The organism is Actinocrinis sp. (assembly GCF_035938995.1).
In the GTDB taxonomy this organism is placed as follows: Bacteria; Actinomycetota; Actinomycetes; order Streptomycetales; family Catenulisporaceae; genus DASZGI01.
This window is the reverse complement of record NZ_DASZGI010000108.1, coordinates 1-23,107: the sequence shown is the minus strand read 5'-3', so window position 1 is coordinate 23,107 and position 23,107 is coordinate 1. Positions and strand designations below refer to the sequence as shown.

Sequence of the window (23,107 nt, the reverse complement as noted above, 5' to 3'; positions counted from 1 at the left end):
CGTTACCGCCCCAGTGCGGTCCCGCCGATCTTTACATCTCCCGCACACTTTTCCGCGAACGGCAGGTCGCGGGCGCCGAAGCGGTCAGGGACCGTCGGGAGGTGGCACTACGGTGGGCGCATGGCGCTCCAGACCTCGCCGGAAACCCCGGTCACCGTGGCGGCCCTCACCTCCATGGTCGGGGACTGGATCGAGCGGCTCGGGGCGATCTGGGTCGAGGGGCAGATCACGCAGATCAGCCGGCGGCCGGGCACGGCGCTCGTCTACCTGACGCTGCGCGACGCCTCGCAGGACGTGTCGGTGGAGCTGACCTGCCGCCGGAACGTCTACGACCAGGTGATGCCCCCGCCGTCGGAGGGCGCGCGGGTCGTCGTATGGGGCAAGCCGAACTTCTACCGTCCGCGCGGCAGATTCTCGCTGACGGTTCAGGAACTGCGGCCGGTGGGGATCGGCGAGCTGCTGGCCCGGATCGAGGAGCTCAAGCGCAGGCTGGCGGTGGAGGGCCTGTTCGACGCGGGGCTCAAGAAGCGGCTGCCGTTCCTGCCCCGGCGGGTCGGGCTGATCTGCGGGCGGGCCTCGGCCGCCGAGCGGGATGTGCTGGAGAACGCGCAGCGCCGCTGGCCCGCGGTGCAGTTCGAGGTGCGCGAGACGGCGGTGCAGGGCGCGACGGCGGTGCCGCAGATCATCGCGGCGCTCGGCGAGCTCGACGCGGACCCGGCGGTCGACGTGATCGTGATCGCGCGCGGCGGCGGCTCGGTGGAGGACCTGCTGCCGTTCTCCGATGAACAGCTCATCCGCGCGGTCGCCGCCTGCGAGACGCCGGTGGTGTCCGCGATCGGGCACGAGCCGGACTCGCCGCTGCTCGACCTGGTGGCGGACCTGCGCGCCTCGACCCCGACGGACGCCGCCAAACGCATCGTGCCCGACCTCCGAGAAGAGCTCGACCGGGTCATTCAGGCGCGCGAACGGCTCTGGCACGCGGTGACCCGGCTGCTCGACCGGGAGGAGCACGCGCTGGCCGGCTTCCGCTCGCGCCCCGCGCTGGCCGCGCCGTACGCGATGCTCGATCAGCGGGCCGCGGAGATCGCGTCGCTGCGCGATCGGGTCCACCGTGCGGTGGACCACCGGGTGGCGCGGGATTCCGAGGTGCTGGCGCAGACGCTGGCCCGGGTGCGCGCGCTCTCGCCGCTCGCGACGCTCGAGCGTGGATACGCCGTGGTCCAGCGCGCCGATGGAGCCGTGGTGCGCAAGCCGGACGAGGTGGCGCCCGGCGACCCGCTGTCGCTGCGCCTGGCGGGGGGCGTGCTGGCCGCGACGGTCAGCGGCGACGACTCCTCTTCGGAGTGAGCCGCGGCGGCGAAAGATCGCACCGCGGGGCGCCTTTCCACGCGATGCGACCTACAGCAGCCATCGGGCCGCGGCTCACTTCGAAGGGTCAGAATGCGCTGCCCACCGGGTGAGCGCGAGGCCGTGCGGCTCAAGGAAGCCCATGGCCCGGTACATGGCCTCGGCGTCGGTGGAGGCGTGTAGTTCGACGCGCTGGATCCCGCGCGACTCGAACCAGTCCAGCGTCGCCTGCACGACCGCGCGGGCGTATCCCCGGCGGCGGTGGCGCGGATCCGTGGCGACGCTGAGCACGTAGCCCGAGAGTCCGACCGGGTTGTACGCGCTGGGCAGGCGCCGGTCGATGACGCCGACGGCGCAGGAGGCCAGCTCGCCCGAGGCGCCCGAGGCGCCCGAGGCGCCAGTGAAGCTATCCGCGTCGACGACGAACGCCTGGAGCGGCCCATCCGGGTCGGCGAGCGCGTCCTGGAGTTCCTTGACCGCCGCGTCCCACCACAGCGTGCGGTCCGGGGCCGGTCCGAAGCTGGCGAACATGACCTCGCGCAGCCGGCTCAGCTCGGCCGCGTCGTCGGCGGTCGCGCGCCGCACGGGTATCGCCATCGGCGTCGTTCCTCCCCGTTCGGGTTTTCTGTCGCCGGGGCAACCTATCGTGGTGGCTATGGCGAACGAAGCGATTTCCGATCCGCTCGACGGGCTCGAGTACGAGCAGGCCCGCGAGGAGCTGGTGGCCACGGTCCAGCGTTTGGAGGCCGGCGGGCTGACCCTCGAGGAGTCGCTGGCGCTGTGGGAGCGGGGCGAGGCGCTGGCCGCGCACTGTCAGGCGAAGCTGGACGGGGCCCGGACCCGGCTGGACGCGGCCGTGGCCGCGCGCGAGGCCGCCGCGGGAGGGGATGCCGCCAACTGACCGTCCATCAGTCCGTCAGGATGTGCGAAGCGAACCGGCGAACTGCTCCAGCTCGGCCATCGATGCGCTGCCGGCCACGATCACGGTGGACTTGCCGTCCGAGCGCACCAGCAGGTTCTTGAGCGCGGGCGGCGTCGTTCCGGTGTAGCGCTGCCAGGTGATGCCGTCTACGTGTACGGACGCGACCTGCGCGGCGTCGGATTGCTGGTCGTTCAGGAAGCCCGCGAAGGATTGCGTGATCTGCTCCAGCTCGGCGAAACCGCCGCCAGGCGTGAGGTAGCCGACGTGCCAGTCGGCGGCGGTGGCGCCGGGCTCCTGGTACGTCTCCGAGGTGGCCCGCCAGCCCGTGGACAGGCCGGTCGGCACCAGCACCGGGAACGGCTCGGCAGCGCGGGCCGCGTCGAGGTCGCCCTGGAACGACGCCGAGTCGATCACGTGCACCGGGTTGCCCGCCTTGGACGGCTCGATCGCCAGCACGACCCCGATCGGCACGGCGATCACCGCGAGGGAGAGGATCATGTCCCGGATCGTCGTGCGCAGCCGCGATTTCGCCATGCCTTCCATCGTGCAGGATCGGCTGCGGGCGCCATCCACCGGGGTCACGAGGCCGCGGGCACGGGTTGCCCGCGCCGCTACGATCAAATCAACGGCCGGTCCCACCCTCACCCTCAACCCAGTGCCTAGGCGCTGGGCGCGGCCGTCCCTCTTCGATGTCCCGTGCGGAAGGACACCCTCACCATGAACGACGAGACCACGCCCCAGCTGCCCGATCGGAACCTCGCCCTCGAGCTGGTCCGGGTGACCGAGGCGGCGGCGATGGCGGCGGGCCGGTGGGTCGGCCGGGGCGACAAGATCGGCGCGGACGGCGCGGCGGTCAACGCGATGCGCAAGCTGATCAACACGGTCTCGATGGACGGCGTGGTGGTGATCGGCGAGGGCGAGAAGGACAACGCCCCGATGCTGTTCAACGGCGAGCGCGTGGGCAACGGCGAGGGCCCGGAGTGCGACGTCGCGGTGGACCCGATCGACGGCACCACCCTCAACGCGAAGGGGATGCCGAACGCGATCGCGGTGATCGCGCTGGCCGAGCGCGGCGCGATGTACGACCCCTCGGCCGTGTTCTACATGGAGAAGCTGTGCACCGGGGCCGAGGCGGCAGACGTGGTGGACATCACCGCGCCGGTCGCGGAGAACATCCGAGCCGTGGCGCGGGCCAAGGGCAGCACGGAATCCGAGGTCACGGTGGTGATCCTGGACCGGCCCCGGCACGAGAATCTGGTCCGCGAGGTGCGCGCGACCGGCGCCCGGATCAAGTTCATCTCGGACGGCGACGTGGCCGGCGCGATCATGGCGGCGCGCCCGGACACCGGGATCGACCTGCTGCTCGGCGTCGGCGGCACGCCCGAGGGCATCATCGCCGCCTGCGCGGTGAAGTGCCTCGGCGGGGTGATCCAGGGCCGGCTGTGGCCGCGGGACGACGCCGAACGGGCCAAGGCGCTGGCCGCCGGGCTCGACCTGGACCGGGTGCTGACCACGGACGAACTGGTGACCGGCGACAACGTGTTCGTCGCGATCACCGGGATCACCGACGGCGAACTGGTGCGCGGAGTGCGCTACCGGGCCGGCGGGGCGATCACCTCGTCGCTGGTCATGCGGTCCAAGAGCGGCACGGTGCGCCGGGTGGAGTCGGAGCACCGGCTGGACAAGCTGCGCAAGTACAGCATGGTCGACTTCGGATAGCGCCGGAACGCCGGATCGCCCGGTCATCCGTTCAGCGCAGCCCTCAGCTGCGAGACGGTTTGCCGTTGTTCCCACGGGGAGAACAACCGACAAGCTTCAGATCAGGATCATCGCGGCCCGATCGTTAGCCCGGCCGAGCGGAGGCGCATATGACGACCACTCAGTCCGAGGCGCTGGCGGACGACGCAGCCGCACCCATCGAGCAGAACTCCCGACGGGTGCGGCTGGTGTTCGCGGGTGTGATGCTCGCGATGTTCCTGGCGGCGCTGGACCAGACGATCGTGTCCACCGCGCTGCCGACGATCGTCAGCGACCTGGGCGGGGCCAACCACCTGTCCTGGGTGGTGACCGCCTACCTGCTGGCCTCGACCGCGACCACCCCGCTCTGGGGCAAGCTCGGCGACCTGTACGGCCGCAAGACGGTGTTCCAGATCTGCATCGTCATCTTCCTGGTCGGCTCGGCGCTGTGCGGCCAGGCGCACAGCATGACCGAGCTGATCTCGTTCCGGGCGCTGCAGGGCATCGGCGGCGGCGGGCTGATGGTCCTCGCGATGGCGGTCATCGCCGACGTGGTCCCGCCGCGCGACCGGGGCCGGTACCAGGGCGTGATCGGCGCGGTCTTCGGGGTCTCCTCGGTGCTCGGACCGCTGCTCGGCGGATTCCTGGTGGACAACCTGACCTGGCGGTGGGTCTTCTACGTGAACCTGCCGGTCGGCGCCGTAGCCCTGGCGGTCATCGCGAGCGCGCTGCGCACCAAAGCGCTGGCGACCCGCCCGAAGATCGACTACCTCGGCACCGCGCTGCTCGCGGCCATCTCGACCTGTCTGGTGCTGATCACCAGCCTCGGCGGGACGACGTGGGCATGGAACTCGGCACAAGTGTGGACCTGCGGGATCGGCTCGGTCGTGCTGATCGCCGCGTTCATCCTGGTCGAGCAGCGGGTGTCCGAGCCGATCATGCCGCTGCGGCTGTTCCGCAACCCGGTCTTCAGCCAGAGCTCGGCGATCGGGTTCGTGGTGGGCCTGGCCATGTTCGGCGCGCTGTCGTTCATCCCGCTGTTCCTGCAGGTGGTCGACGGCGACTCGCCGACCAAGTCGGGGCTGCGGCTGCTGCCGATGATGGCCGGGCTGCTGGTCGCGTCGATCGGCACCGGGCAGCTGATCACCCGGTTCGGCCGGTACAAGATCTACCCGATCGTCGGCAGCGTGTTCATGGCGCTCGGCCTCGGCCTGCTCTCCCGGATCGACGAGAAGACCAGCGGCGTCGTGCTGGGCGTCGACATGGCGGTGTTCGGGTTCGGCCTCGGCCTGACCATGCAGGTGCTGATCATCGCCGTGCAGAACGCGGTGGACTACTCCGACCTGGGGACGGCCACCTCGGGCGCCACCTACTTCCGCTCGATCGGCGGTTCGTTCGGCGCCTCGATCTTCGGCACCATCCTGGCCAACAGGCTGAAGTCGAACATCAGCGGCGCGCTGGCGAACGGCACGCTGTCGCCGCGCTTCCCGGTCGCGAAGATCGTCGGCTCCCCGACCGCGGTGCGTTCGCTGCCCGCCGACGTTGCGGCGCCATTCCTGCACCTCTACGCGATCTCGGTGAACCATATGTTCTTGTATGCGGTACCGGTGGCGTTGGTGGCGTTCGTGCTGGCGCTGTTCCTGCGAGAGGTCCCGCTGCGCGGCGCGACCCGCACCCCGGACCTCGGCGAGTCCTCCGGCCTGCCGACCTTCCGCACGTCGCTCGACGAGATCGAGCGAGCGATCACCCAGCTGAGCAGCCGTCAGAACATCACCGATCGCTACCAGGCGTGCATCGACAAGGCGGGAATCGACATCTCCACCCGTCAGGCGTACACGCTGTTCCGGCTCTGCCACGCCGGGCCGATCACGGACGAGGAGGCGAGCCGGCGCACCGGGAGGCCGGTGCCCGACATCCGGGAGAAGCTGGACGCCGTCATCGACCTCGGGTACGCCACGCGCGACCAGGAGGGCCGAATCTCACTGACCACCACCGGCCGCCAGGTGGTCGACCAGCTGTCCAGCGCGCGGACCGAGATCCTGCAGGAGCAGTTGGCGGACTGGGCGCCGGAGCAGCACGAGGAGTTGCTTTCGATGCTGAAGCACCTGGCCGACAACACGCTCGACGCGCCGTCGCGCGCGCTGTCCCGCTGACCGGACCCGCTCCCGCAGGCTACGCCCCCACGACTTCCCGGAACCGCGCGGACCATCGCACCGGTCGCAGCTCGCCCGGGCTGACCTTGACGTTCGTGCGGCTGCCCCGGGCGTGCTCGATCTCCGCACCCTCCGAGTCGCGCGAAAGGCACCGGAACGCGAACACCGCGCTGGTCGTGCCCAGTCGCTCGAGCCTGACTTCGACGGACAGCTCGCCGCGCTCCGTGGTGAAGGGCTTGATGAACTCGATGTCGTAGTGCCTGACCACGATGTAGGCGTCGGACGGATCCGGATCGGGGATCGAGTGGTACCAGGACGTCATCGCCCGCTCGACGTGGATCGCGTAGCGGGCGTTGTGCAGCACCCCCAGCATGTCGAGCTCGTCGAACCACACGGTCGCGCGGTGCACGTACATCGGCTTGGCGTCGCTCATCGGGATTTCAGCCATTTCTTCTTGGGTCGCCTGGCTTCGACGCTACCGAACACCGCGAACCCGCGAACATGCACCACCGGAGTCTCCGGAGTGAACTGCGACACGCCGGTCGACACGTCGCGCGAGCCGAAGATCGCGCTGCCCTCGTCGTGCACGATGACGCCCTCCGGCACCTTGATGGTCACCTCGCCGAAGAGGGCGTTCGCAGTGATCGTGATCTCCCGCTGCTCGAGCACCGCCTCGGTCAGATCCAGCGTCACCGAGCCGAACACCGCCTTCGCGTTCAACCCGGAGCGCACCAGCCAGCGTCCGCGGCGCGTGGTCTCGCCGAAGATCGCGACGACCGGCTCGCCGCCCTTGAACGACTCCACGACTCCGGCGAGCGGCGAGGTCTTGGCGGCCGCGGCAGGAGCGCCGGTCGGCGGGGCGAACTCCACCGGCAGATCGGAGACGAGCGGCCGCAGCTCGCCCATCGTCTTCGCCGCGTACGTCGCCTCGAGCCGCTCGCTGTGCTCCTCGGTGCTGAGCCGCCCCTCGGCGAAGGCCTTGGCGAGCAGTTCGGCGACGTGCTCGCGATCCGCGTCCGAGGCGCGCAGGCTCAGACTCGGGTCGTCCTGCGGTCCACGCATGGCTGGGGAACTCATAGCGCTTACGGTAGCGGCCTGGACCGACCCGGGGGTCGGCCGGCGCTGTGGCCAAGTCGTGCTCAGCGCTCAGTCCAGGTCCGCTTCGAGGATCCGCGTCGCCTCGGCCGCGGCCCGCTCCTCGTCCTGGTCGCGGACGGCGTCCAGCAGCCGACGGTGACCGGCGTCGATATCCGGATCCAGGGCGGCGTCGGCCCCGAACCCCAGCAGCACCGCCGACATCGCCTCGGCCAGTTCCAGGTGCAGCTCCAGCAGCATCGGGTTTCGGGCCGCCGCGACCACGCTCTGGTGGAACCGGACGTCGGCCTCGGCCCACGCACGGCCCCAGCCCAGGTCCCAGTGCCCGAGCTTGGCGCCGCGCCGAGCCGCCTCGGCCCGCTCCGCCAGCGCAGCCTCACAGAGGGCCAGGTCCTCGTCGGTGCGCCGGCGCGCTGCCAACCGGGCGCCCTGCACCTCAAGCGCGCGGCGGACCTCCTGCACGTGCGTGTCCGTGGACCGGGCGATCTGCCGCCGGATAGCGCCGGACAGCTCGCTGCGCGTCTTGACGTACGTCCCGTCACCTTGGCGCACTTCGAGCAGGCCGGCATGGGAGAGCGCTTTTACCGCCTCGCGCAAGGTGCCGCGCCCGATCTGAAGCCGCTCGATCAGCTCGGACTCCGGGGGAATCCGCGTGCCGACCGGCCAGGACCCGGTGGTGATCTGCGCCTTGAGCCGCTCGATGACCTCGTCGACGAGCGACCCGCGCCGCAACCCGGCCAACTCGGTCATCCGCCTAGCCTTTCAATCTCAACGTTCCGCGTCGTTCGGAGGCAACGTACAGGCCGACCAGCCCTTGGCACACCGCCAGGGCGGCAGTCGCGTACAGCGGTATGGTCCACGAGCCCGCGGATTCGTGCGCGATCCCGAACGCGAACGGGGCCGCGGCGGCCACGAGGTAGCCGAGGGACTGGGCGAACGTCGACAGCGCCGCCGTTCCCGCGGCCGTTCCGCCACGCAGCCCGAACAGCGCGAGCACCAGTTGGAACGAGCTCATCCCGATCGCGGCGAGGATGATCCACAGCCAGGCGAGCGTGCCGGGCGCGATGGCCAAGCCGACGAACGCGGCCGCGAAGAACGCGGACAGGCTGCCGATCAGCAGCCGCTGGTCCCGCATCCGCGCGCCCAGGACCGGAACCACGAACGAGGCCGGGATACCGAGGAAGAAGCTGACCGACGTCATCGCCGCGGCATGCGCGGCGGTCATCCCGGCCGATTCGAAGATCGACGGCAGGTAGCCCATCACGACGTATGCGCCAGCCGCCTGCAACCCGAACAGCGCGGCCATCGCCCACGCGAGGCGGGACCGGAGCAGCGCGCGCAGCCGCACGTGGGTATTAAGCGCAGGCGCGATGCGGGCTGCCGATTCAGCACGCGCGGAGCGCGCACGCCGGGCGGCGATCCAGACGAGCAAGGCCACGAGCGCTGGCGCCGCCCAGACCGCCAAGGCACGCGAAGGACTGCCGACAGCGCCCGCGATCGGCACCGAGGCGAGCGCGGAGGCGGCGGCGCCCGCGGTCAGCGTGGTGCCGTAGAGCCCGGTCACCAGCCCGATGCGCGTGGGGAAGTACTCGCGCGCGACGGCGGGAAGCAGCACATTCGCGAGCGCTATCCCCAACCCGGCGATAACCGACCCCGTCACCAGGGCGAAAGCGGTGGGAACCCCGCGCAGCAGCGTGCCCAGAATCAGGGCGACGAGCGAGGCGCCCACCACGCGGTCGATGCCGTAGCGCCGGGCGAGTGGAGACCCGGCCACGCCGCCGACCGCGAACGCGAGCACCCACGCTGTGGGCAGGAAAGACGACAGCGCCGTGCCGAGATGCAGCGACGACGTCAATAACTGGAGAAGCGCCCCGGTCGCGGACACCCCGAGCCGCAGATTGGCCGCGACGAGCACGACTCCGGCGAGGATCAGCGCGCCGCCCCGTGCCGTGTCCGAACGCTCCGCGCTGCCGTGTGCCGGACGTTCTCGATGCTCCCGGTCGGCTCCACGGCCCGCACCTGCCGTGGAGCCAACCCGGGCCCCGCTCGCGACCGCCACGGCCGCCCGCGAGCCGGAATCGCATTCGGGGATTTCTTCCAGAACGGGCACCGTCCAACGATAAAACGTATGACGTCTGTTGTCTAATTCATGCCCGTTCGCTCCCGCGACTCCCATGGCGTGGTCGTTCTCTGCTGAAAGCCGCTATGCGGACATCCTCGACCCGGTGCTCGAACATATCGACGCCTGAGTCCCGAAACGCCGCAGCGCCGGGAGGCCAAGGTCCTCAGCCTGTCCGGCGCCACTTCCGCACGCCCTTGGGTGCGGCTTCTGCTCTCCACGATAGCCCGGCGATCACGGCAGGCAAACGAAATGTCCGGGTTCACTCGCGCGGGTGAGAGCTTGAGCGTGGCCAAGGCCACGTTCCAGGCGTCGCGGGGAGGGTTTGGGCCGGGCTTACGCTTCTCGGTGAAGACGCCGAGGTCGAGGAGGCACCCATGCCCGAGTTCGCTTATTCCGATCTGCTGCCGATCGGGCCGGACGAGACCGAGTACCGGCTGGTCACGTCCGAGGGCGTCTCGACCGTGTCGGCCGCCGGGCGCACCTTCCTCGAGGTCTCCCCTGAGGCGCTGCGGCTGCTCACCGCCGAGGCGATGCACGACATCGCGCACTATCTGCGGCCGGCGCACCTCACGCAGCTCGCGTCGATCATGAACGACACCGAGGCCTCACCGAACGACCGGTTCGTGGCGCTGGATCTGCTGAAGAACGCGAACATCGCGGCCGGCGGCATCCTGCCGATGTGCCAGGACACCGGGACCGCGATCGTGATGGGCAAGCGCGGCCAGAACGTGCTGACAGACGGGCACGACGAATCGCACATCGCGCGCGGCGTGTACGACGCCTACACCAAGCTGAACCTGCGTTACTCCCAGATGGCGCCGATCAGCATGTGGGAGGAGAAGAACACCGGCTCGAACCTGCCGGCGCAGATCGAGCTGTACGCCACGGCCGGCGACGCCTACAAGTTCCTGTTCATGGCGAAGGGCGGCGGCTCGGCCAACAAGTCGTTCCTGTATCAGGAGACGAAGGCGGTCCTGAATCCGGCCTCGATGCTGCGGTTCCTGGAGGAGAAGATCCGCTCCCTGGGCACCTCCGCCTGCCCGCCGTACCACTTAGCGATCGTCGTGGGCGGGACGTCCGCGGAGTACGCGCTGAAGACCGCGAAGTACGCCTCGGCTAAGTACCTTGACACACTTCCGACCTCGGGCTCACTGACCGCGCACGGGTTCCGCGACCTGGAGCTGGAGGCCGAGGTGCTGGAGCTGACCCGGCACATCGGGATCGGCGCGCAGTTCGGCGGCAAGTACTTCTGCCACGACGTGCGGGTCGTCCGGCTGCCCCGGCACGGCGCCTCCTGCCCGGTCGCCATCGCAGTGTCCTGCTCCGCCGACCGCCAGGCGCTGGCGAAGATCACCGCGCAGGGCGTGTTCCTGGAGAAGCTGGAGACGGACCCGGCGCGCTACCTGCCGGAGACGACGGATGAGCATCTTGATGACGACGTGGTGCGAGTCGACCTGAACCGGCCGATGAGCGAGATCCGCTCCGAGCTGTCGAAGTACCCTGTCAAGACCCGGCTGTCGCTGTCCGGCACCCTCGTCGTCGCCCGCGACATCGCGCACGCCAAGCTGAAGGAGCGCCTGGACGCGGGCGAGCCGCTGCCGGAGTACATCAAGAACCACCCGGTGTACTACGCGGGCCCGGCGAAGACCCCGGAGGGATACGCGTCCGGCTCGTTCGGGCCGACGACGGCCGGTCGGATGGACTCGTACGTGGACCAGTTCCAGGCGGCCGGCGGCTCGCTGGTGATGCTCGCGAAGGGCAACCGGTCGAAGCAGGTGACCGAGACGTGCAAGACCCACGGCGGGTTCTACCTCGGGTCGATCGGCGGCCCGGCGGCACGGCTCGCGCTGGACTGCATCAAGCACGTGGAAGTGCTCGACTACCCCGAGCTCGGCATGGAGGCGGTCTGGCGCATCGAGGTCGAGGACTTCCCGGCCTTCATCGTGGTCGACGACAAGGGCGAGGACTTCTTCACCAACCCGGGCGACGACAAGCCGCTGCTGTCGATCGGCACGCGGTCATAAGGGCGCTTCGGAGAGGAAAGCAGCGGAAAAGCGCGCCGCCGCCCGGGACCGGAGTCCCGCGCGGCGGCGCGTGCGTTGTCAGGCCGGATCAGTACCAGCCGTGGTTCTCCCACCAGACCTGAGCGGCGTTCGGCGAGCCGTACCGCTCGTTCATGTAGGCAAGTGCCCACTTGATCTGGGTGACCGGGTTGTCGAGGTAGTCCGAACCGTAGGGTGCCATCTTCGTCGCGGGCAGTGCTTGGCCGAGGCCATAAGCACCGCTGGACGGGTTGGTCGCGTGCACGTCCCAGCCCGACTCGTGCGTGATGATCCACGCGAAGGCGGCGAACTCGCCGGACGGGACGATCCGTTCGGCAATCTGATAGGCCGAGAGCCCGGCGTAGGGGTCCACGGGAGCCGGGGCCGCGACAGGAGCGGCCGGCTTCGCGGCCGTCGTGGCGGGCGCAGGCGCGGCGCTTTTGGTTTCCGGGGCAGGTGCCTTGGGCGCCGCCGCAGTCGTCGCAGCGGCTGGGCTCGACGCCACCCGGGCTGGCGCCGGGACTGTCAACCGGTGGATAGCCGCAGCCTGCGTGGCGCGGGCGGGCTTGGAGGCCGCGGCGGGGGCGGCCGGGGTCTGCCCCAACGACGACCCGAACACGGCGCAGGCGAGCGCCGCGGCCGAGGCCGTCGAAACAGCGATCTTGTGCTTGTGTGGACCGAAAGCCGATACGGACTCGCGGAACGAGGACACGCGGAACCTTCCGACTGCCGCACGGCACGCTGAAGCGGCGGACCGGTTTCGGGCAGCCGTCACCGATCGCGCTGATCGGGTGCTTCAGGTGCGCGCCGGGCGGCGCTTCGCCCCTTTTGACTCTGAAAGCCCGCGGCGGTGGTACACACGCCGGGGTGGCGCGCCGGAAGCCGTGCCGAATCCGGGCCGAGTCGGCCGGTCCGAGCCCCGACGCGTGGGGCCTGACGACTCGACGATGCCCGATCCCGAGATAAACCTCAAATCATTCAGCTGTGGGGTGAATCACACCAAAGCAACCCGTTGTCCAGGCACGATGACACGGCGTAGAGGCGACGCAGGTCATGGTGATGATCGAAAACACGCTCGAGGGCCCCGGAGAGACGCCTCCGGAGCCCTCGACAAGTGATCTGGGTCACGCGGCCCCGCGATTCAAACCGTGATATTCCCGGCCGGCCGCGTGCACCGAGCGTTCTTCTAGAGGGACAGATCCTCCAGCATCTCGGTCACCAGCGCGGCGATCGGCGAACGCTCGGACCGCGTCAGGGTCACGTGCGCGAACAGCGGGTGCCCCTTCAGCTTCTCCACGACCGCGACCACGCCGTCGTACCGCCCGACCCTCAGGTTGTCGCGCTGCGCCACGTCGTGGGTGAGCACGATCCGAGAGCCGGAGCCGATCCGGGACAGCACCGTGAGCAGCACGTTGCGCTCGAGGGACTGCGCCTCGTCCACGATCACGAAGGAGTCGTGCAGCGAGCGGCCGCGGATGTGGGTGAGCGGGAGCACCTCCAGCATCCCCCGGTCCACCACCTCGTCGATCACGTCGCTCGTGGTGAGCGCGGACAGGGTGTCGAACACCGCCTGGCCCCAGGGGTTCATCTTCTCGCCCTCGGTGCCGGGCAGGTAGCCCAGGTCCTGGCCGCCGACCGCGTACAGCGGCCGGAACACGACCACCTTGCGGTGCTGCCGCCGCTCCATCACCGCCTCGAGCCCGGCGCACAGCGCCAGCGCCGACTTGCCCGTGCCTGCGCGCCCGCCGAGCGAGACGATGCCCACCTCCGGGTCCAGCAGCAGGTCCAGCGCGATCCTCTGCTCGGCCGAGCGTCCGTGCAGGCCGAACGCCTCACGGTCGCCGCGCACCAGCCGCACCTGCTTGTCCGGCGTCACCCGGCCGAGCGCCTTGCCCCGCTCCGAGACCAGCACCAGCCCGGTGTGGCAGGGCAGGTCCGACGCCTCCGGCAGGTCGACCCGGCCCTCCTCGTACAGCCGGTCCACCACCGTGCCGCCGATCTCGAGCTCCGCCATGCCGGTGTAGCCCGAGGTGATGGCCAGCTCGGCGCGGTACTCCTCGGCCGGGAGCCCGACCGCCGCCGCCTTGACCCGCAGCGGCAGGTCCTTCGAGACCAGGGTGACCAGCTTGCCCTCGGACTCGAGGTTCTTGGCCACCGACAGGATCCGGGCGTCGTTGTCCGTCGACGTTCCGGCGGGCCGGAATCCGGGCGGGAGCACCGCCGAGTCGGTGTGGTTGAGCTCCACGCAGAGCGTGCCGCCGGCGCCGCCGAGCGGGATCGGGGCGTCGAGCCGGCCGTACTTCACGCGCAGCTCGTCCAGCATCCGCAGCGCGGCCCGGGCGAAGTATCCGAGTTCCGGATGGTGCCGCTTGGCTTCCAGTTCACTGACGACCACCAGCGGGATGACGACTTCGTGCTCGTCGAAGCGGGTGATCGAGAGCGGGTCGGCGAGCAGGACGCTGGTGTCCAGCACAAAGGTGCGCCGTTCGGGACGGGCGGAACGGCGCTTGGTTGTCACGGCCACTTAGCACGACTCCCTGTGGCACACCGTTCCCGGTGCGCCCTGTTACGAGGGTGGGACTTGCACACCGGTCACAACGGTAAGAGGGGCGGGCGGCTCCTTGCCAGGAGATTTCGACTGATCACCGCGGCGAAGGCGGCGGTGCCGGACCGTCCGCCGTGCCGTCCGGTGTCACACGTCATACCAGTGGATTACCCCACCCGACCGGGGCGAAAACCGGTCACGCGCCGAAGCGCCGCTGCCTCATGCTGTAGTCCCGCAGCGCGCGCAGGAAGTCGATTCTGCGGAACGCCGGCCAGAACGCCTCGCAGAAGTAGAACTCTGAGTGAGCAGACTGCCACAGCATGAAACCGGACAGCCGTTGCTCTCCCGAGGTCCGGATGAGCAGATCCGGGTCGGGCAGGCCCCTGGTATACAGGTGCTCCGAGATGTGTTCGACATCGATGACCTGCGCCAGGTCCTCGATGGTGGTGCCGCGACCGGCGTGTTCATACAGCAGCGAGCGCACCGCGTCGGCGATCTCCTGCCGCCCGCCGTAGCCGATCGCCGCGTTGACCACCAGGCCGGGGTTGTCGGCGGTGCGCGCCTCGGTCTCCTTGAGCATCCGGGCGAAATCGTCCGGCAGCAGGTCGAGGGCGCCGAGCGGACGGATGCGCCAGCGGCCGGTGCCGGCGAGGCTGCGCACCGCGCCCTCGATGATCCGCTCCAGATCGGCCAGCTCCTCGGGGGGCCGGTTGAAGTTGTCGGTGGAGAACAGCCACAGGGTGACGACCTCGACCCCGGCCTCCTCACACCAGCCGAGAAGATCGTGGATCTTGTCCGCGCCGCGCTGGTGTCCGGTGGCGATCTGCTCGCCGACGGCCTTGGCCCACCGGCGGTTGCCGTCCATGATCACGCCGACGTGCCGGGGCATCCGCGCCCGGTCGAGGCGCGCGGCCAGCCGCTTTTCGTATACGCCGTAGACGAGGTCGCGCACGCTCATCCCACGACGTCCTTCCTGCACCCGGAAATTCCTTGCGGAACCTTATCTCGGGAGACGCAAACCCGGTCCATGAAGATACGTACCTGCTGTGAGGATCTGGTGAAGATCGTTTCACGGCCTGCCGACCGGTAGAAACGCCGGTGCCGGGCCGCATGCGCTCACCAGCGAGCGCGCGGCCCGGCACCGAAGAGAACGCGGCGGCGGACGATCAGCTGTCGATCATCGACCCAGTCGGCTGACCAGCGCCTTGTGCTCCTCCCAGAGCGCTCGCGGCAGGTGGTCGCCGAAGCGCCGGAAGTGGGCCGGGATCAGCCCGGCTTCGCGCCGCCAGACGTCTGGGTCGACGGCGAGCAGCTCGGCCAGGTCGCCGGCGTCGATCTCGAGGCCGTCCAGGTCCAGCGCGTCCGGCGTCGGCACGGTACCGATCGGCGTCTCAGTGCCCTGACCGCGCCCGTCGAGCCGGTCCACGATCCACTTGAGTACGCGGCTGTTCTCCCCGAACCCGGGCCACAGGAAGCGTCCGTCGGCGCCCTTGCGGAACCAGTTCACGTAGTAGATGCGCGGCAGCTTCTCCGGGTCGGCTGACGCGCCGACCTCGAGCCAGTGGCCGAAGTAGTCACCCATGTTGTAGCCGCAGAACGGCAGCATCGCGAACGGGTCGTAGCGCAGCTCGCCGACCTTGCCTTCGGCGGCGGCGGTCTTCTCGGAGGCGACGTTCGCACCGAGGAAGACGCCGTGCTGCCACGAGCGCGACTCGGTGACCAGCGGCACCGCGGTGGCCCGGCGGCCGCCGAACAGGATCGCCGAGATGGGCACGCCCGTCGGGTCCTCCCACTCGGGCGCGATCGTCGGGCACTGCGACGCCGGGACGCAGAACCGCGAGTTGGGGTGCGCGGCCGGCTCGGCCGAGGCGGGAGTCCAGTCCCGGCCCTTCCAGTCGGTGAGGTGGGCGGGCGGCACGTCGGTCATGCCCTCCCACCACACGTCGCCGTCGTCGGTGAGTGCGACGTTGGTGAAGATCGTGTTCTTGGTCAGGGTCGCGATGGCGTTGGCGTTCGTCGCCTCGCCGGTGCCGGGCGCGACACCGAAGAACCCTGCTTCGGGGTTGATGGCGTACAGGCGGCCGTCCGCGCCGAAGCGCATCCACGCGATGTCGTCGCCGACCGTCTCGACCTTCCAGCCGGGGATGGTCGGGGCGAGCATCGCCAGGTTGGTCTTGCCGCAGGCCGACGGGAAGCCGGCGGCGATGTACCGGGTCTGGCCGGAGGGCGGCGTCAGCTTGAGGATGAGCATGTGCTCGGCCAGCCAGCCCTCGTCGCGCGCCATCACCGAGGCGATCCGCAGCGCGTAGCACTTCTTGCCGAGCAGCGCGTTGCCGCCGTAGCCGGAGCCGAACGACCAGATCTCGCGGCTCTCCGGGAAGTGGGTGATGTACTTCGTGGAATTGCAGGGCCAGGGCACGTCCCCCTGCCCCTCGTCCAACGGCGCGCCGACGCTGTGCACCGCGCGCACGAAGTCGCCGTCGGAGCCCAGTTCGTCGAGTACCGCCTGGCCCATCCGGGTCATCACCCGCATGGAGAGCGCGACGTAGGCGGAGTCGGTGATCTCCACGCCCAGCGCGGAGAGCGGCGAGCCGATCGGGCCCATGGAGAACGGGACCACGTACATCGTCCGGCCGCGCATCGACCCGGAGAACAAGCCCTTGAGGGTTGAGCGCATGTCGTAGGGATCGACCCAGTTGTTGGTCGGACCAGCGTCCTTCTCCTTCTCCGAGCAGATGAAGGTGCGGTCCTCGACCCGGGCGACGTCGGACGGGTCGGAGGCGGCGTAGAAGGAGTTCGGGCGCTTGTCGGGGTTGAGCCGCTTCAGGGTGCCCTTGGCGACCAGTTCCTCGGTGAGCCGGGTCCACTCGGCGTCGGAGCCGTCGCACCAGACGATGGCGTCCGGCTGAGTCAAATCGGCGATTTCGGACACCCAGGCGATCAGCGCCGCATGGGTCGTGGGTGGATTGGAAATGGCGAACGACATCGCGCGCACTCCTAAGGGACGCCGGGAGTCCGCACCTCCCGGGCGTGATGAGGGTGATTTGGACTATAGCCACGACTGTCCACATCGTGGATACCCAATCCCTACCGCCGAGTAACTTACGATGCCGTAGCTTGGTAGCGAGCAGACCACCGACTGACCCACGCGACGTGATGGAATGTCGGGATCAAGAATGAAATTTCGGGTACCGACGCGAGTACGAGGAAGGGCACAGTGTGACCAATCTCATGGCGCAGGGTGACGAAGGGTCGCTTCCGACGGCCTCTTCTGTGAGGCACATCTCGCCGCCGGAGCCTGTGGCGTCGGCCACAAATCGTGCTTCGAACGGCGTGGAGAACGCGAAAACCGCCGTGACTTCGGCCGCCCAAGCGGTCAAACCGAAGCTGCGCGGGTGGCTGCACGCGGGCACGTTCCCGCTCGCGCTGGCCGCCGGAATCGTGTTGATCTGCCTCGCGCCGACGACGGAGGCGGCGCTCGCGTGCGCGGTGTTCGCGGTCAGCTCCTGGCTTTTGTTCGGGGTCAGCGGGATCTACCACCGGGGCACCTGGGGGCCGAAGTGGCGAGCGATCCTGCGCCGCCTCGACCACACCAACATCTTCCTGATCATCGCCGGCACGTATACCCCGCTGTCGATCATGCTGCTGCCGCGCCACTCGGCGATCGTGCTGCTGCCCCTCGTCTGGACCGGCGCGCTGATCGGCATCGGCATGCGGGTCTTCTGGCTGGGCGCACCGCGCTGGGTATACGTACCCTGCTATCTCGCGCTCGGCTGGGCGGCGCTGTTCTACCTGCCCGCCTTCCTGCAGTACGGCGGCGTGGCGGTACTCGTGCTGGTCGCGACCGGCGGCATTCTCTACTCGATAGGCGCGGTGGTCTACGCGCTGAAGCGGCCGAACCTCTCGCCGCGCTGGTTCGGCTTCCACGAGCTCTTCCACGCGTTCACCGTCGCCGCGTTCGTCTGCCACTACATCGCGATCTCCATCGCCACGTACAAGCACTGACTCACTGGCCGCCTTGTTCGCCGCTCGGCTCCCCGGCATCCGGCACCGCGCAGAACGGCCCCGGACACACGAACGCGGCGGGCACGTCGGCCAGCAGCGCCTCGGCGACCGCGAGCCCGTACCCGGCGAACCGCGGCGCCCTGTCCGCGAGGCTGCTCGCCGCCGCCAGCGCCCGGTACGCGTCGTCGAGGTGGTCAAGCGAGCCGGCCGTCAACGCGTACGCCGCGAATCCGGCAGCCGCCGACGACACCCCGGACGGCGTCGCGTTGTCTGTGGGGTCGCTGGGCCGGAAGTAAAGCGGATCAGCGTCGGCGGCCGTGTCGTGGAATCCCTCGGCCGACGCGAACTGCTCGCGCACCGTCGCCAGCAGTCGCGCTGCGTACTCCAGCCACTGTTTGTCCCCAGTCGCCGAGTAAAGCACGCAGAATCCCTCGGCCACACAGCCGTAATCCTCAAGCACGCCGGGATTCTCCGACGCCTCTCCCCCGCGTGACGTGCGCACAAGTCGCCCTTCACGCAGGTGCACATCAGCCAATAGCCGCGCGGCGGCCACCGCGCCGTCCAGCAGGTGCGGGGCGTCGAATTCCAGTGACACCTCAACCAGCGCCGTGATCGTGAGACCGTTCCAGGCCGCCACGACCTTGTCGTCGCGGTGCGGCTGCGGGCGCGCCGCACGGGCCGCGGCGAGCGCACCGCGCACGCGTTCGTACCGCGCCTCGTCCGTCGGATCTCCAGGCAGTTCCAGCACAGACGCGCCGTGCTCGAAGTTCCCCTTCTCCGTCACCCCGAACAACTGCGCCGCCCACGCCCCGTCTTCGTCGCCGAGCACGTCGCGCAGTTGGGACGGCGTCCACACGTAGGTCGCGCCTTCAACGCCTTCCGTATCAGCGTCCAGTGCCGACGCGAATCCACCCTCGGCCGTGCGCAGGCTATCCAGCAGAAACTGCGCCGTGTCCAGCGCCACACGACCGACGAACCCAGATCCAGTCGCCTTGTGCAGCAACGCGTAGACGCGCAGCAACAAAGCATTGTCATACAACATCTTCTCGAAGTGCGGCACGGTCCAGGTCGCATCCACGGCGTACCGGGCGAACCCGCCGCCGAGCTGGTCGTAAATGCCGCCGCGAGCCATCGCCTCGCAGGTGCGCGAGACCATCTCAAGCGCCTGAGGCACACCGGTCCGCGCGTAGTGGCGCAGCAGTTGAAGCAGCGTCATCGACGGCGGAAACTTCGGCGCGCCCCCGAAACCCGCGTTCACCGGGTCGAAGTCGTGCACCAGCCGGGCCAACGCCGCCGAGAGCGCCTCCGCAGACGGCGCCGTCCCGTCGATCGGCGCCGCCGTACCGGCCAGCCGCTCCGCGATCTCGCCGCCGACCCGCTCGATCTCCGAACGCCGGTCCCGCCATGCCTCCCCGACCGCCGAAAGCACCTGGCTGAACCCAGGCATCCCGCCCCGCGGCGCAGGCGGAAAGTACGTCCCGCAGAAGAACGGCCGCCCGTCCGGAGTGGCGAAGACCGTCATCGGCCACCCGCCCTGCCCGGTCATCATCTGCGTCGCCGTCATGTACACGGCATCGACGTCTGGCCGCTCCTCGCGATCCACCTTGATGCAGACGAACCCGTCGTTCATCAAGGCGGCGACATCGGGATTCTCGAAGCTCTCGTGCGCCATCACATGGCACCAATGGCACGCCGCGTACCCGATCGAGATCAACAGCGGGATGTCCCGCCGCCGCGACTCGGCGAAGGCCTCCTCACCCCAGAGCCACCAGTCCACCGGATTGTCCGCGTGCTGGAGCAGATACGGCGAGGTCGCGCCACCGAGCCGGTTCATGGCTCCAATCGTTGCATGCAACGCCCAGGGTTGCCCGACCCGAGTGTGACCGCACTTCGCGGTGCGCGTTAGGCCGGAACGCTCAGACGTAGGCGTCGTGGGCGTAGCACCAGCGCCAGTCCTCGCCCGGCTCGAATGAATGAGAGCTCCCGGATTCCGTCGTATCACGTGGACGGTCCGGGCGCGACCGGTCGGGCGGAGGCGTTCGACCGGTCAGTGCACTCAGGTTTCGGTGAGGTCGTGGACCGCGGCGCCATCGAGGTCGGCGAGCTTGGTGCCGGCGAAATCGCGCGTCCAATCGGAGGTCTGGATGCGGAAGGCCGGACGGTCCGCGGTCAGCGCGGCGACGGCCCGGCTAAGGCACTGTGTGACGAGCGAGGGCGTCGCTGATAGCGCGCAGCAGGGCCGCCGTGGAGAACGGCTTGCGCAGGAGGCGGGCCCGGTCCGGCAGCGGACCGGAGCCGGGCACCGTGTCCGCGGAGTAGCCCGAGATCAACAGCGTCGGCAGGTCGGGGCGGAACTCCCGGATGCGGCTGAGCAGTTCGGGGCCCGACATCTTCGGCATGACGACGTCGGACACGAGCAGGTCGACGGCTGGCCGCGCGGCCCTCGCGATGCCGAGCGCCTCGGCCGGGGACGGCGCCACCACGACGCGGTATCCGGAGCGGCGCAGCATCCGGGTGACCAGCGCGCGCACGTCCTCGTCGTCCTCGACGACGAGCACGGTCTCGCCGCGGCCGTCACATCGACTCGCAGCCCCGTTCGGTGCCTCCGGGCGCACCTCAGCACCGGCTGCGGCGAAGCGCGCTCGGGTGGGCAGGTCGCTCCGGGCCGGCAGGTCGATCTGGACGGTGGTGCCGGCGCCCGGCCGCGAGGTCAGGCCGATCTCGCCGCCGACGCCTTTCACGACTCCGTACGCGGCGGAGAGACCGAGTCCGGTGCCCGATCCGCTGTCCGTGGTGAAGAAGGGTTCGAATGCGCGCTTCGCCACCTCCTCGGGCATGCCGACACCGGTGTCGGTGACGAGCAGCCGCACCATCGCGGGGGCGCCGGGCGCGCACGGGTCGACGTTGTGCGTCTCGAGCGCGAGCCTGCCGCCGTTCGGCATCGCACGCCGCGAGTTGGCGACCAGGTTGAGCAGCAGCCGCTCCAGCTCACCGCGGTCCACCGTCACCGGCCACAGATCGGGGGCGAGCTGCGTGACCAGCTCCACGTCCTCACCGACCACGCCGCGCAGCACCCGCTCGGTCTCCGCGACGACGGCGTTGACATCGAGCGTTTCGGGCCGCCGTCGGCCTTGCCGGCTGAACACGAGCAGCTGGCGGATCAGGGCCGAGCCGCCCTCCGCGAGCCTGCGCACCGCCTCGAGGTCGTCCCGTCCCGTGGCATCCACGGGAGTGTCGGCCAGCGCCAGCTCGGCGTGGCCGAGGATCACCGCGAGCAGGTTGTTGAAGTCGTGCGCGATGCCGCCCGCGAGCCGCCCGAGCGATTCCAGCCGCTCGGCCTGGCGCAGCTGCTGCTGGAGCCGGTCGCGCTGGACGTCGGCGGCCACCCGGTCGGTGATGTCGCGCAGGATGCCCTCGACCGCGACCACCCGGCCCTGATCGTCGCGCAGGGCGACGGCGCGCTGCTCGGTCCACGCCTCCGTCCCGTCCGGCCGCCGCCAGCGCACCGCCAGCGGCTCGCGGGTCGGCGACCGCCACGACTCGCGCAGCGCCGCGCGGTCTTCGGGCACGACGAGCCGGAAAAGATTGCGCGGGTCGCCGCACAGGTCCTGCGGAGACCGTCCGAACACCGCCGTCGCGGCGTTGCTGAGGTATTCGACTTCGACGAAAGGATGCAGGCGGCAGCGGAACATGACGTCCGGGACATGTTCCGCGAACAAGCGCAGCCGTTGCTCGGTCGTGAGCAGCCGGGCCTCCGCCTCACGCTGCTCCCTTCGGGCAAGCGCCTGTTGCAGTTCCCGCCGCACCACCGGGACCAGCCGTGCCATCCGCCCCTTGAGGACGACGTCGTGCGCGCCGGCCCGCATCAGCTCGGCGGCCAGCTCCTCGCCGATCCGCCCGGACAGCAGGATAAACGGGACGTCCAGGCCGCTTTCACGCAGCAGCGCCAGCGCGCCCTCGGCGCCGAACCCCGGCATGTGGTAGTCCGAGATCACCAGGTCCGGCGGCCGCTCGGCCAGCGCCTCGGCCACCGCCCGCGCGCTGTCCGCCCGCTCGTAGTCGACCCGCAGGCCGCCGCGCTCCAGGTGCCGCGCGGTCAGCAGGGCGTCGTCGTCGCTGTCCTCGCAGATCAGGAGCCTGATGCTGTCGCCCATCAGCGCGGCGGGGCCGGGTTCGGCTCGTTGATCCGCAGCCAGTACGTGCCCAGGATCCGGACCATGGCCAGGAACTCGCTGAACGCGATCGGCTTGCGCACGAAGCTGTTCGCGCCGAGCCGGTAGCTCTCGGCGATGTCCCGCTGTTCCCGGGACGTGGTGAGCATGATGACCGGCAGCACGCGGGTGGCCTGCTCCGCGCGGATGCGGCGCAGCACGTCGAGTCCGCCGATCCGGGGCAGGTTGATGTCCAGCAGCACGACGGCCGGTGTGAGCGCGCGAGCGTACGGGTCGGATCCGGGCAGCAGCGCGGCGAGACAGGCCTCGCCGTCGGGCAGGTCGACGATCCGGTCGCCGAAGCCGTTCTTCGCGAAGGCGTGCCGGGTGAGCAGCACGTCGTCCGGGTTGTCCTCGACCAGCAGGACCGGGGCGTCGGTCATCGCTCGCCTCCCGCGGCCGGAAGGGTGAAGCGGAAGACGGCGCCGCCGCCCGGCTCCCCCTCCGCCCATATCCGGCCGCCGTGCCGGGCGATCACCCGCCCGACGATGGCCAGGCCGATCCCGCTGCCGTCGAAGTCGTCGCAGCTGTGCAGCCGCTGGAAGGGCGCGAACAGCTTGTCCTTGCAGCGCATGTCGAAACCGGCGCCGTTGTCGCCGACGAAGAAGACCCGGCGGTCGCGGTGGTCGTCCGCGCCGACCCGGATCTGCGGCTTTTCCGTCTTGGCGGTGAACTTCCACGCGTTGGAGATCAGGTTCTGCAGGACCAGCTCCAGCAGCGCCGGATCGCCCACGGCGCGCAGCCCCTCCTCGATCTCCACCTCGACGCCGAGCTCGCGCTCCGGCGTCGCGGCGGCGAGGTCGGCGACAACGCGGTAGGCCAGCGACGTCAGGTCCACGGGCTGCCGGGTCAGCTCGGCCCGGGTGGTGCGCGAGAGGTTCAGCAGGTCGTCGATCAGCTGGCCCATGCGGTCGGTCGCGGCCAGCAC

The 23,107-nt window shown here is 70.0% G+C and carries 20 protein-coding genes; 6 read left to right on the top strand and 14 right to left on the bottom strand.

What is annotated here, in order from left to right; translation table 11 throughout:
- The first annotated feature begins 120 nt into the window (after positions 1 to 120).
- A complete protein-coding gene (gene xseA, locus VGZ32_RS07315) occupies positions 121 to 1,347 on the top strand; it encodes an exodeoxyribonuclease VII large subunit (protein ID WP_326885095.1) in 1,227 nt (408 codons plus the stop codon).
- Between the two features lie 75 nt (positions 1,348 to 1,422).
- Here the strand turns inward: xseA and VGZ32_RS07310 are convergent, their stop codons facing one another.
- Entirely contained in the window at positions 1,423 to 1,944 is a 522-nt protein-coding gene (locus tag VGZ32_RS07310) for a GNAT family N-acetyltransferase (protein WP_326885094.1), read from the bottom strand.
- 58 nt (positions 1,945 to 2,002) lie between these two features.
- Between VGZ32_RS07310 and VGZ32_RS07305 the strand changes: the two genes are divergently transcribed.
- The gene (locus VGZ32_RS07305; RefSeq protein ID WP_326885093.1) at positions 2,003 to 2,248 is read left to right on the top strand and encodes an exodeoxyribonuclease VII small subunit; all 246 of its coding nucleotides are present in this window, start codon (positions 2,003 to 2,005) and stop codon (positions 2,246 to 2,248) included.
- A gap of 15 nt (positions 2,249 to 2,263) precedes the next feature.
- Here VGZ32_RS07305 and VGZ32_RS07300 read toward each other — a convergent pair whose 3' ends face one another.
- Complete coding sequence (locus VGZ32_RS07300; RefSeq protein WP_326885092.1) at positions 2,264 to 2,803, bottom strand: DUF4245 domain-containing protein; 540 nt, start codon at positions 2,801 to 2,803, stop codon at positions 2,264 to 2,266.
- A gap of 183 nt (positions 2,804 to 2,986) precedes the next feature.
- Here VGZ32_RS07300 and glpX point away from each other — a divergent pair, with 183 nt between their 5' ends.
- Positions 2,987 to 3,988, top strand: coding sequence for a class II fructose-bisphosphatase (gene glpX / locus VGZ32_RS07295; protein WP_326885091.1), 1,002 nt, complete (start codon positions 2,987 to 2,989; stop codon positions 3,986 to 3,988).
- Positions 3,989 to 4,137: 149 nt separating this feature from the next.
- Entirely contained in the window at positions 4,138 to 6,159 is a 2,022-nt protein-coding gene (locus VGZ32_RS07290; RefSeq protein WP_326885090.1) for an MFS transporter, read from the top strand.
- Between the two features lie 19 nt (positions 6,160 to 6,178).
- Here VGZ32_RS07290 and VGZ32_RS07285 read toward each other — a convergent pair whose 3' ends face one another.
- The 4 genes from VGZ32_RS07285 to VGZ32_RS07270 form a co-directional block, all read right to left on the bottom strand.
- The gene (locus tag VGZ32_RS07285; protein WP_326885089.1) at positions 6,179 to 6,607 is read right to left on the bottom strand and encodes an acyl-CoA thioesterase; all 429 of its coding nucleotides are present in this window, start codon (positions 6,605 to 6,607) and stop codon (positions 6,179 to 6,181) included.
- A complete protein-coding gene (locus VGZ32_RS07280) occupies positions 6,589 to 7,236 on the bottom strand; it encodes a DUF1707 SHOCT-like domain-containing protein (protein ID WP_326885088.1) in 648 nt (215 codons plus the stop codon). The genes VGZ32_RS07285 and VGZ32_RS07280 overlap by 19 nt, the downstream gene beginning before the upstream one ends.
- 69 nt (positions 7,237 to 7,305) lie before the next feature.
- Positions 7,306 to 8,004, bottom strand: coding sequence for a FadR/GntR family transcriptional regulator (locus tag VGZ32_RS07275; protein ID WP_326885087.1), 699 nt, complete (start codon positions 8,002 to 8,004; stop codon positions 7,306 to 7,308).
- A gap of 4 nt (positions 8,005 to 8,008) precedes the next feature.
- Positions 8,009 to 9,364, bottom strand: coding sequence for an MFS transporter (locus tag VGZ32_RS07270; RefSeq protein ID WP_326885085.1), 1,356 nt, complete (start codon positions 9,362 to 9,364; stop codon positions 8,009 to 8,011).
- 386 nt (positions 9,365 to 9,750) lie between these two features.
- Here VGZ32_RS07270 and VGZ32_RS07265 point away from each other — a divergent pair, with 386 nt between their 5' ends.
- Positions 9,751 to 11,400, top strand: a complete 1,650-nt coding sequence (locus VGZ32_RS07265) for a fumarate hydratase (protein WP_326885084.1) — start codon at positions 9,751 to 9,753, stop codon at positions 11,398 to 11,400.
- An 88-nt stretch (positions 11,401 to 11,488) separates the two neighbouring features.
- Here the strand turns inward: VGZ32_RS07265 and VGZ32_RS07260 are convergent, their stop codons facing one another.
- The 4 genes from VGZ32_RS07260 to VGZ32_RS07245 form a co-directional block, all read right to left on the bottom strand.
- The gene (locus VGZ32_RS07260) at positions 11,489 to 12,130 is read right to left on the bottom strand and encodes a transglycosylase SLT domain-containing protein (protein ID WP_326885083.1); all 642 of its coding nucleotides are present in this window, start codon (positions 12,128 to 12,130) and stop codon (positions 11,489 to 11,491) included.
- Positions 12,131 to 12,604: 474 nt separating this feature from the next.
- A complete protein-coding gene (locus tag VGZ32_RS07255; RefSeq protein ID WP_326885082.1) occupies positions 12,605 to 13,942 on the bottom strand; it encodes a PhoH family protein in 1,338 nt (445 codons plus the stop codon).
- A gap of 217 nt (positions 13,943 to 14,159) precedes the next feature.
- A complete protein-coding gene (locus VGZ32_RS07250) occupies positions 14,160 to 14,921 on the bottom strand; it encodes an isoprenyl transferase (RefSeq protein ID WP_326885081.1) in 762 nt (253 codons plus the stop codon).
- Between the two features lie 219 nt (positions 14,922 to 15,140).
- Complete coding sequence (locus VGZ32_RS07245; protein ID WP_326885080.1) at positions 15,141 to 16,949, bottom strand: phosphoenolpyruvate carboxykinase (GTP); 1,809 nt, start codon at positions 16,947 to 16,949, stop codon at positions 15,141 to 15,143.
- Positions 16,950 to 17,296: 347 nt separating this feature from the next.
- On the opposite strand from VGZ32_RS07245, the gene trhA reads away from it, so the two are divergent.
- Complete coding sequence (gene trhA, locus VGZ32_RS07240; RefSeq protein WP_326885079.1) at positions 17,297 to 17,968, top strand: PAQR family membrane homeostasis protein TrhA; 672 nt, start codon at positions 17,297 to 17,299, stop codon at positions 17,966 to 17,968.
- A gap of 1 nt (position 17,969) precedes the next feature.
- On the opposite strand, the gene VGZ32_RS07235 is transcribed toward trhA, so the two are convergent.
- The 4 genes from VGZ32_RS07235 to VGZ32_RS07220 all read right to left on the bottom strand — a co-directional run.
- The gene (locus tag VGZ32_RS07235) at positions 17,970 to 19,802 is read right to left on the bottom strand and encodes a thioredoxin domain-containing protein (protein ID WP_326885078.1); all 1,833 of its coding nucleotides are present in this window, start codon (positions 19,800 to 19,802) and stop codon (positions 17,970 to 17,972) included.
- A gap of 355 nt (positions 19,803 to 20,157) precedes the next feature.
- On the bottom strand, positions 20,158 to 22,122 hold the full coding sequence (locus tag VGZ32_RS07230) for a response regulator (RefSeq protein WP_326885077.1): 1,965 nt from the start codon (positions 22,120 to 22,122) through the stop codon (positions 20,158 to 20,160).
- Entirely contained in the window at positions 22,122 to 22,562 is a 441-nt protein-coding gene (locus VGZ32_RS07225; protein WP_326885076.1) for a response regulator, read from the bottom strand. Before VGZ32_RS07225 ends, VGZ32_RS07230 begins: the two co-directional genes overlap by 1 nt.
- A partial coding sequence (locus VGZ32_RS07220) for a sensor histidine kinase (RefSeq protein ID WP_326885075.1) occupies positions 22,559 to 23,107 on the bottom strand: 549 nt, incomplete at its 5' end. The genes VGZ32_RS07220 and VGZ32_RS07225, both read right to left, overlap by 4 nt.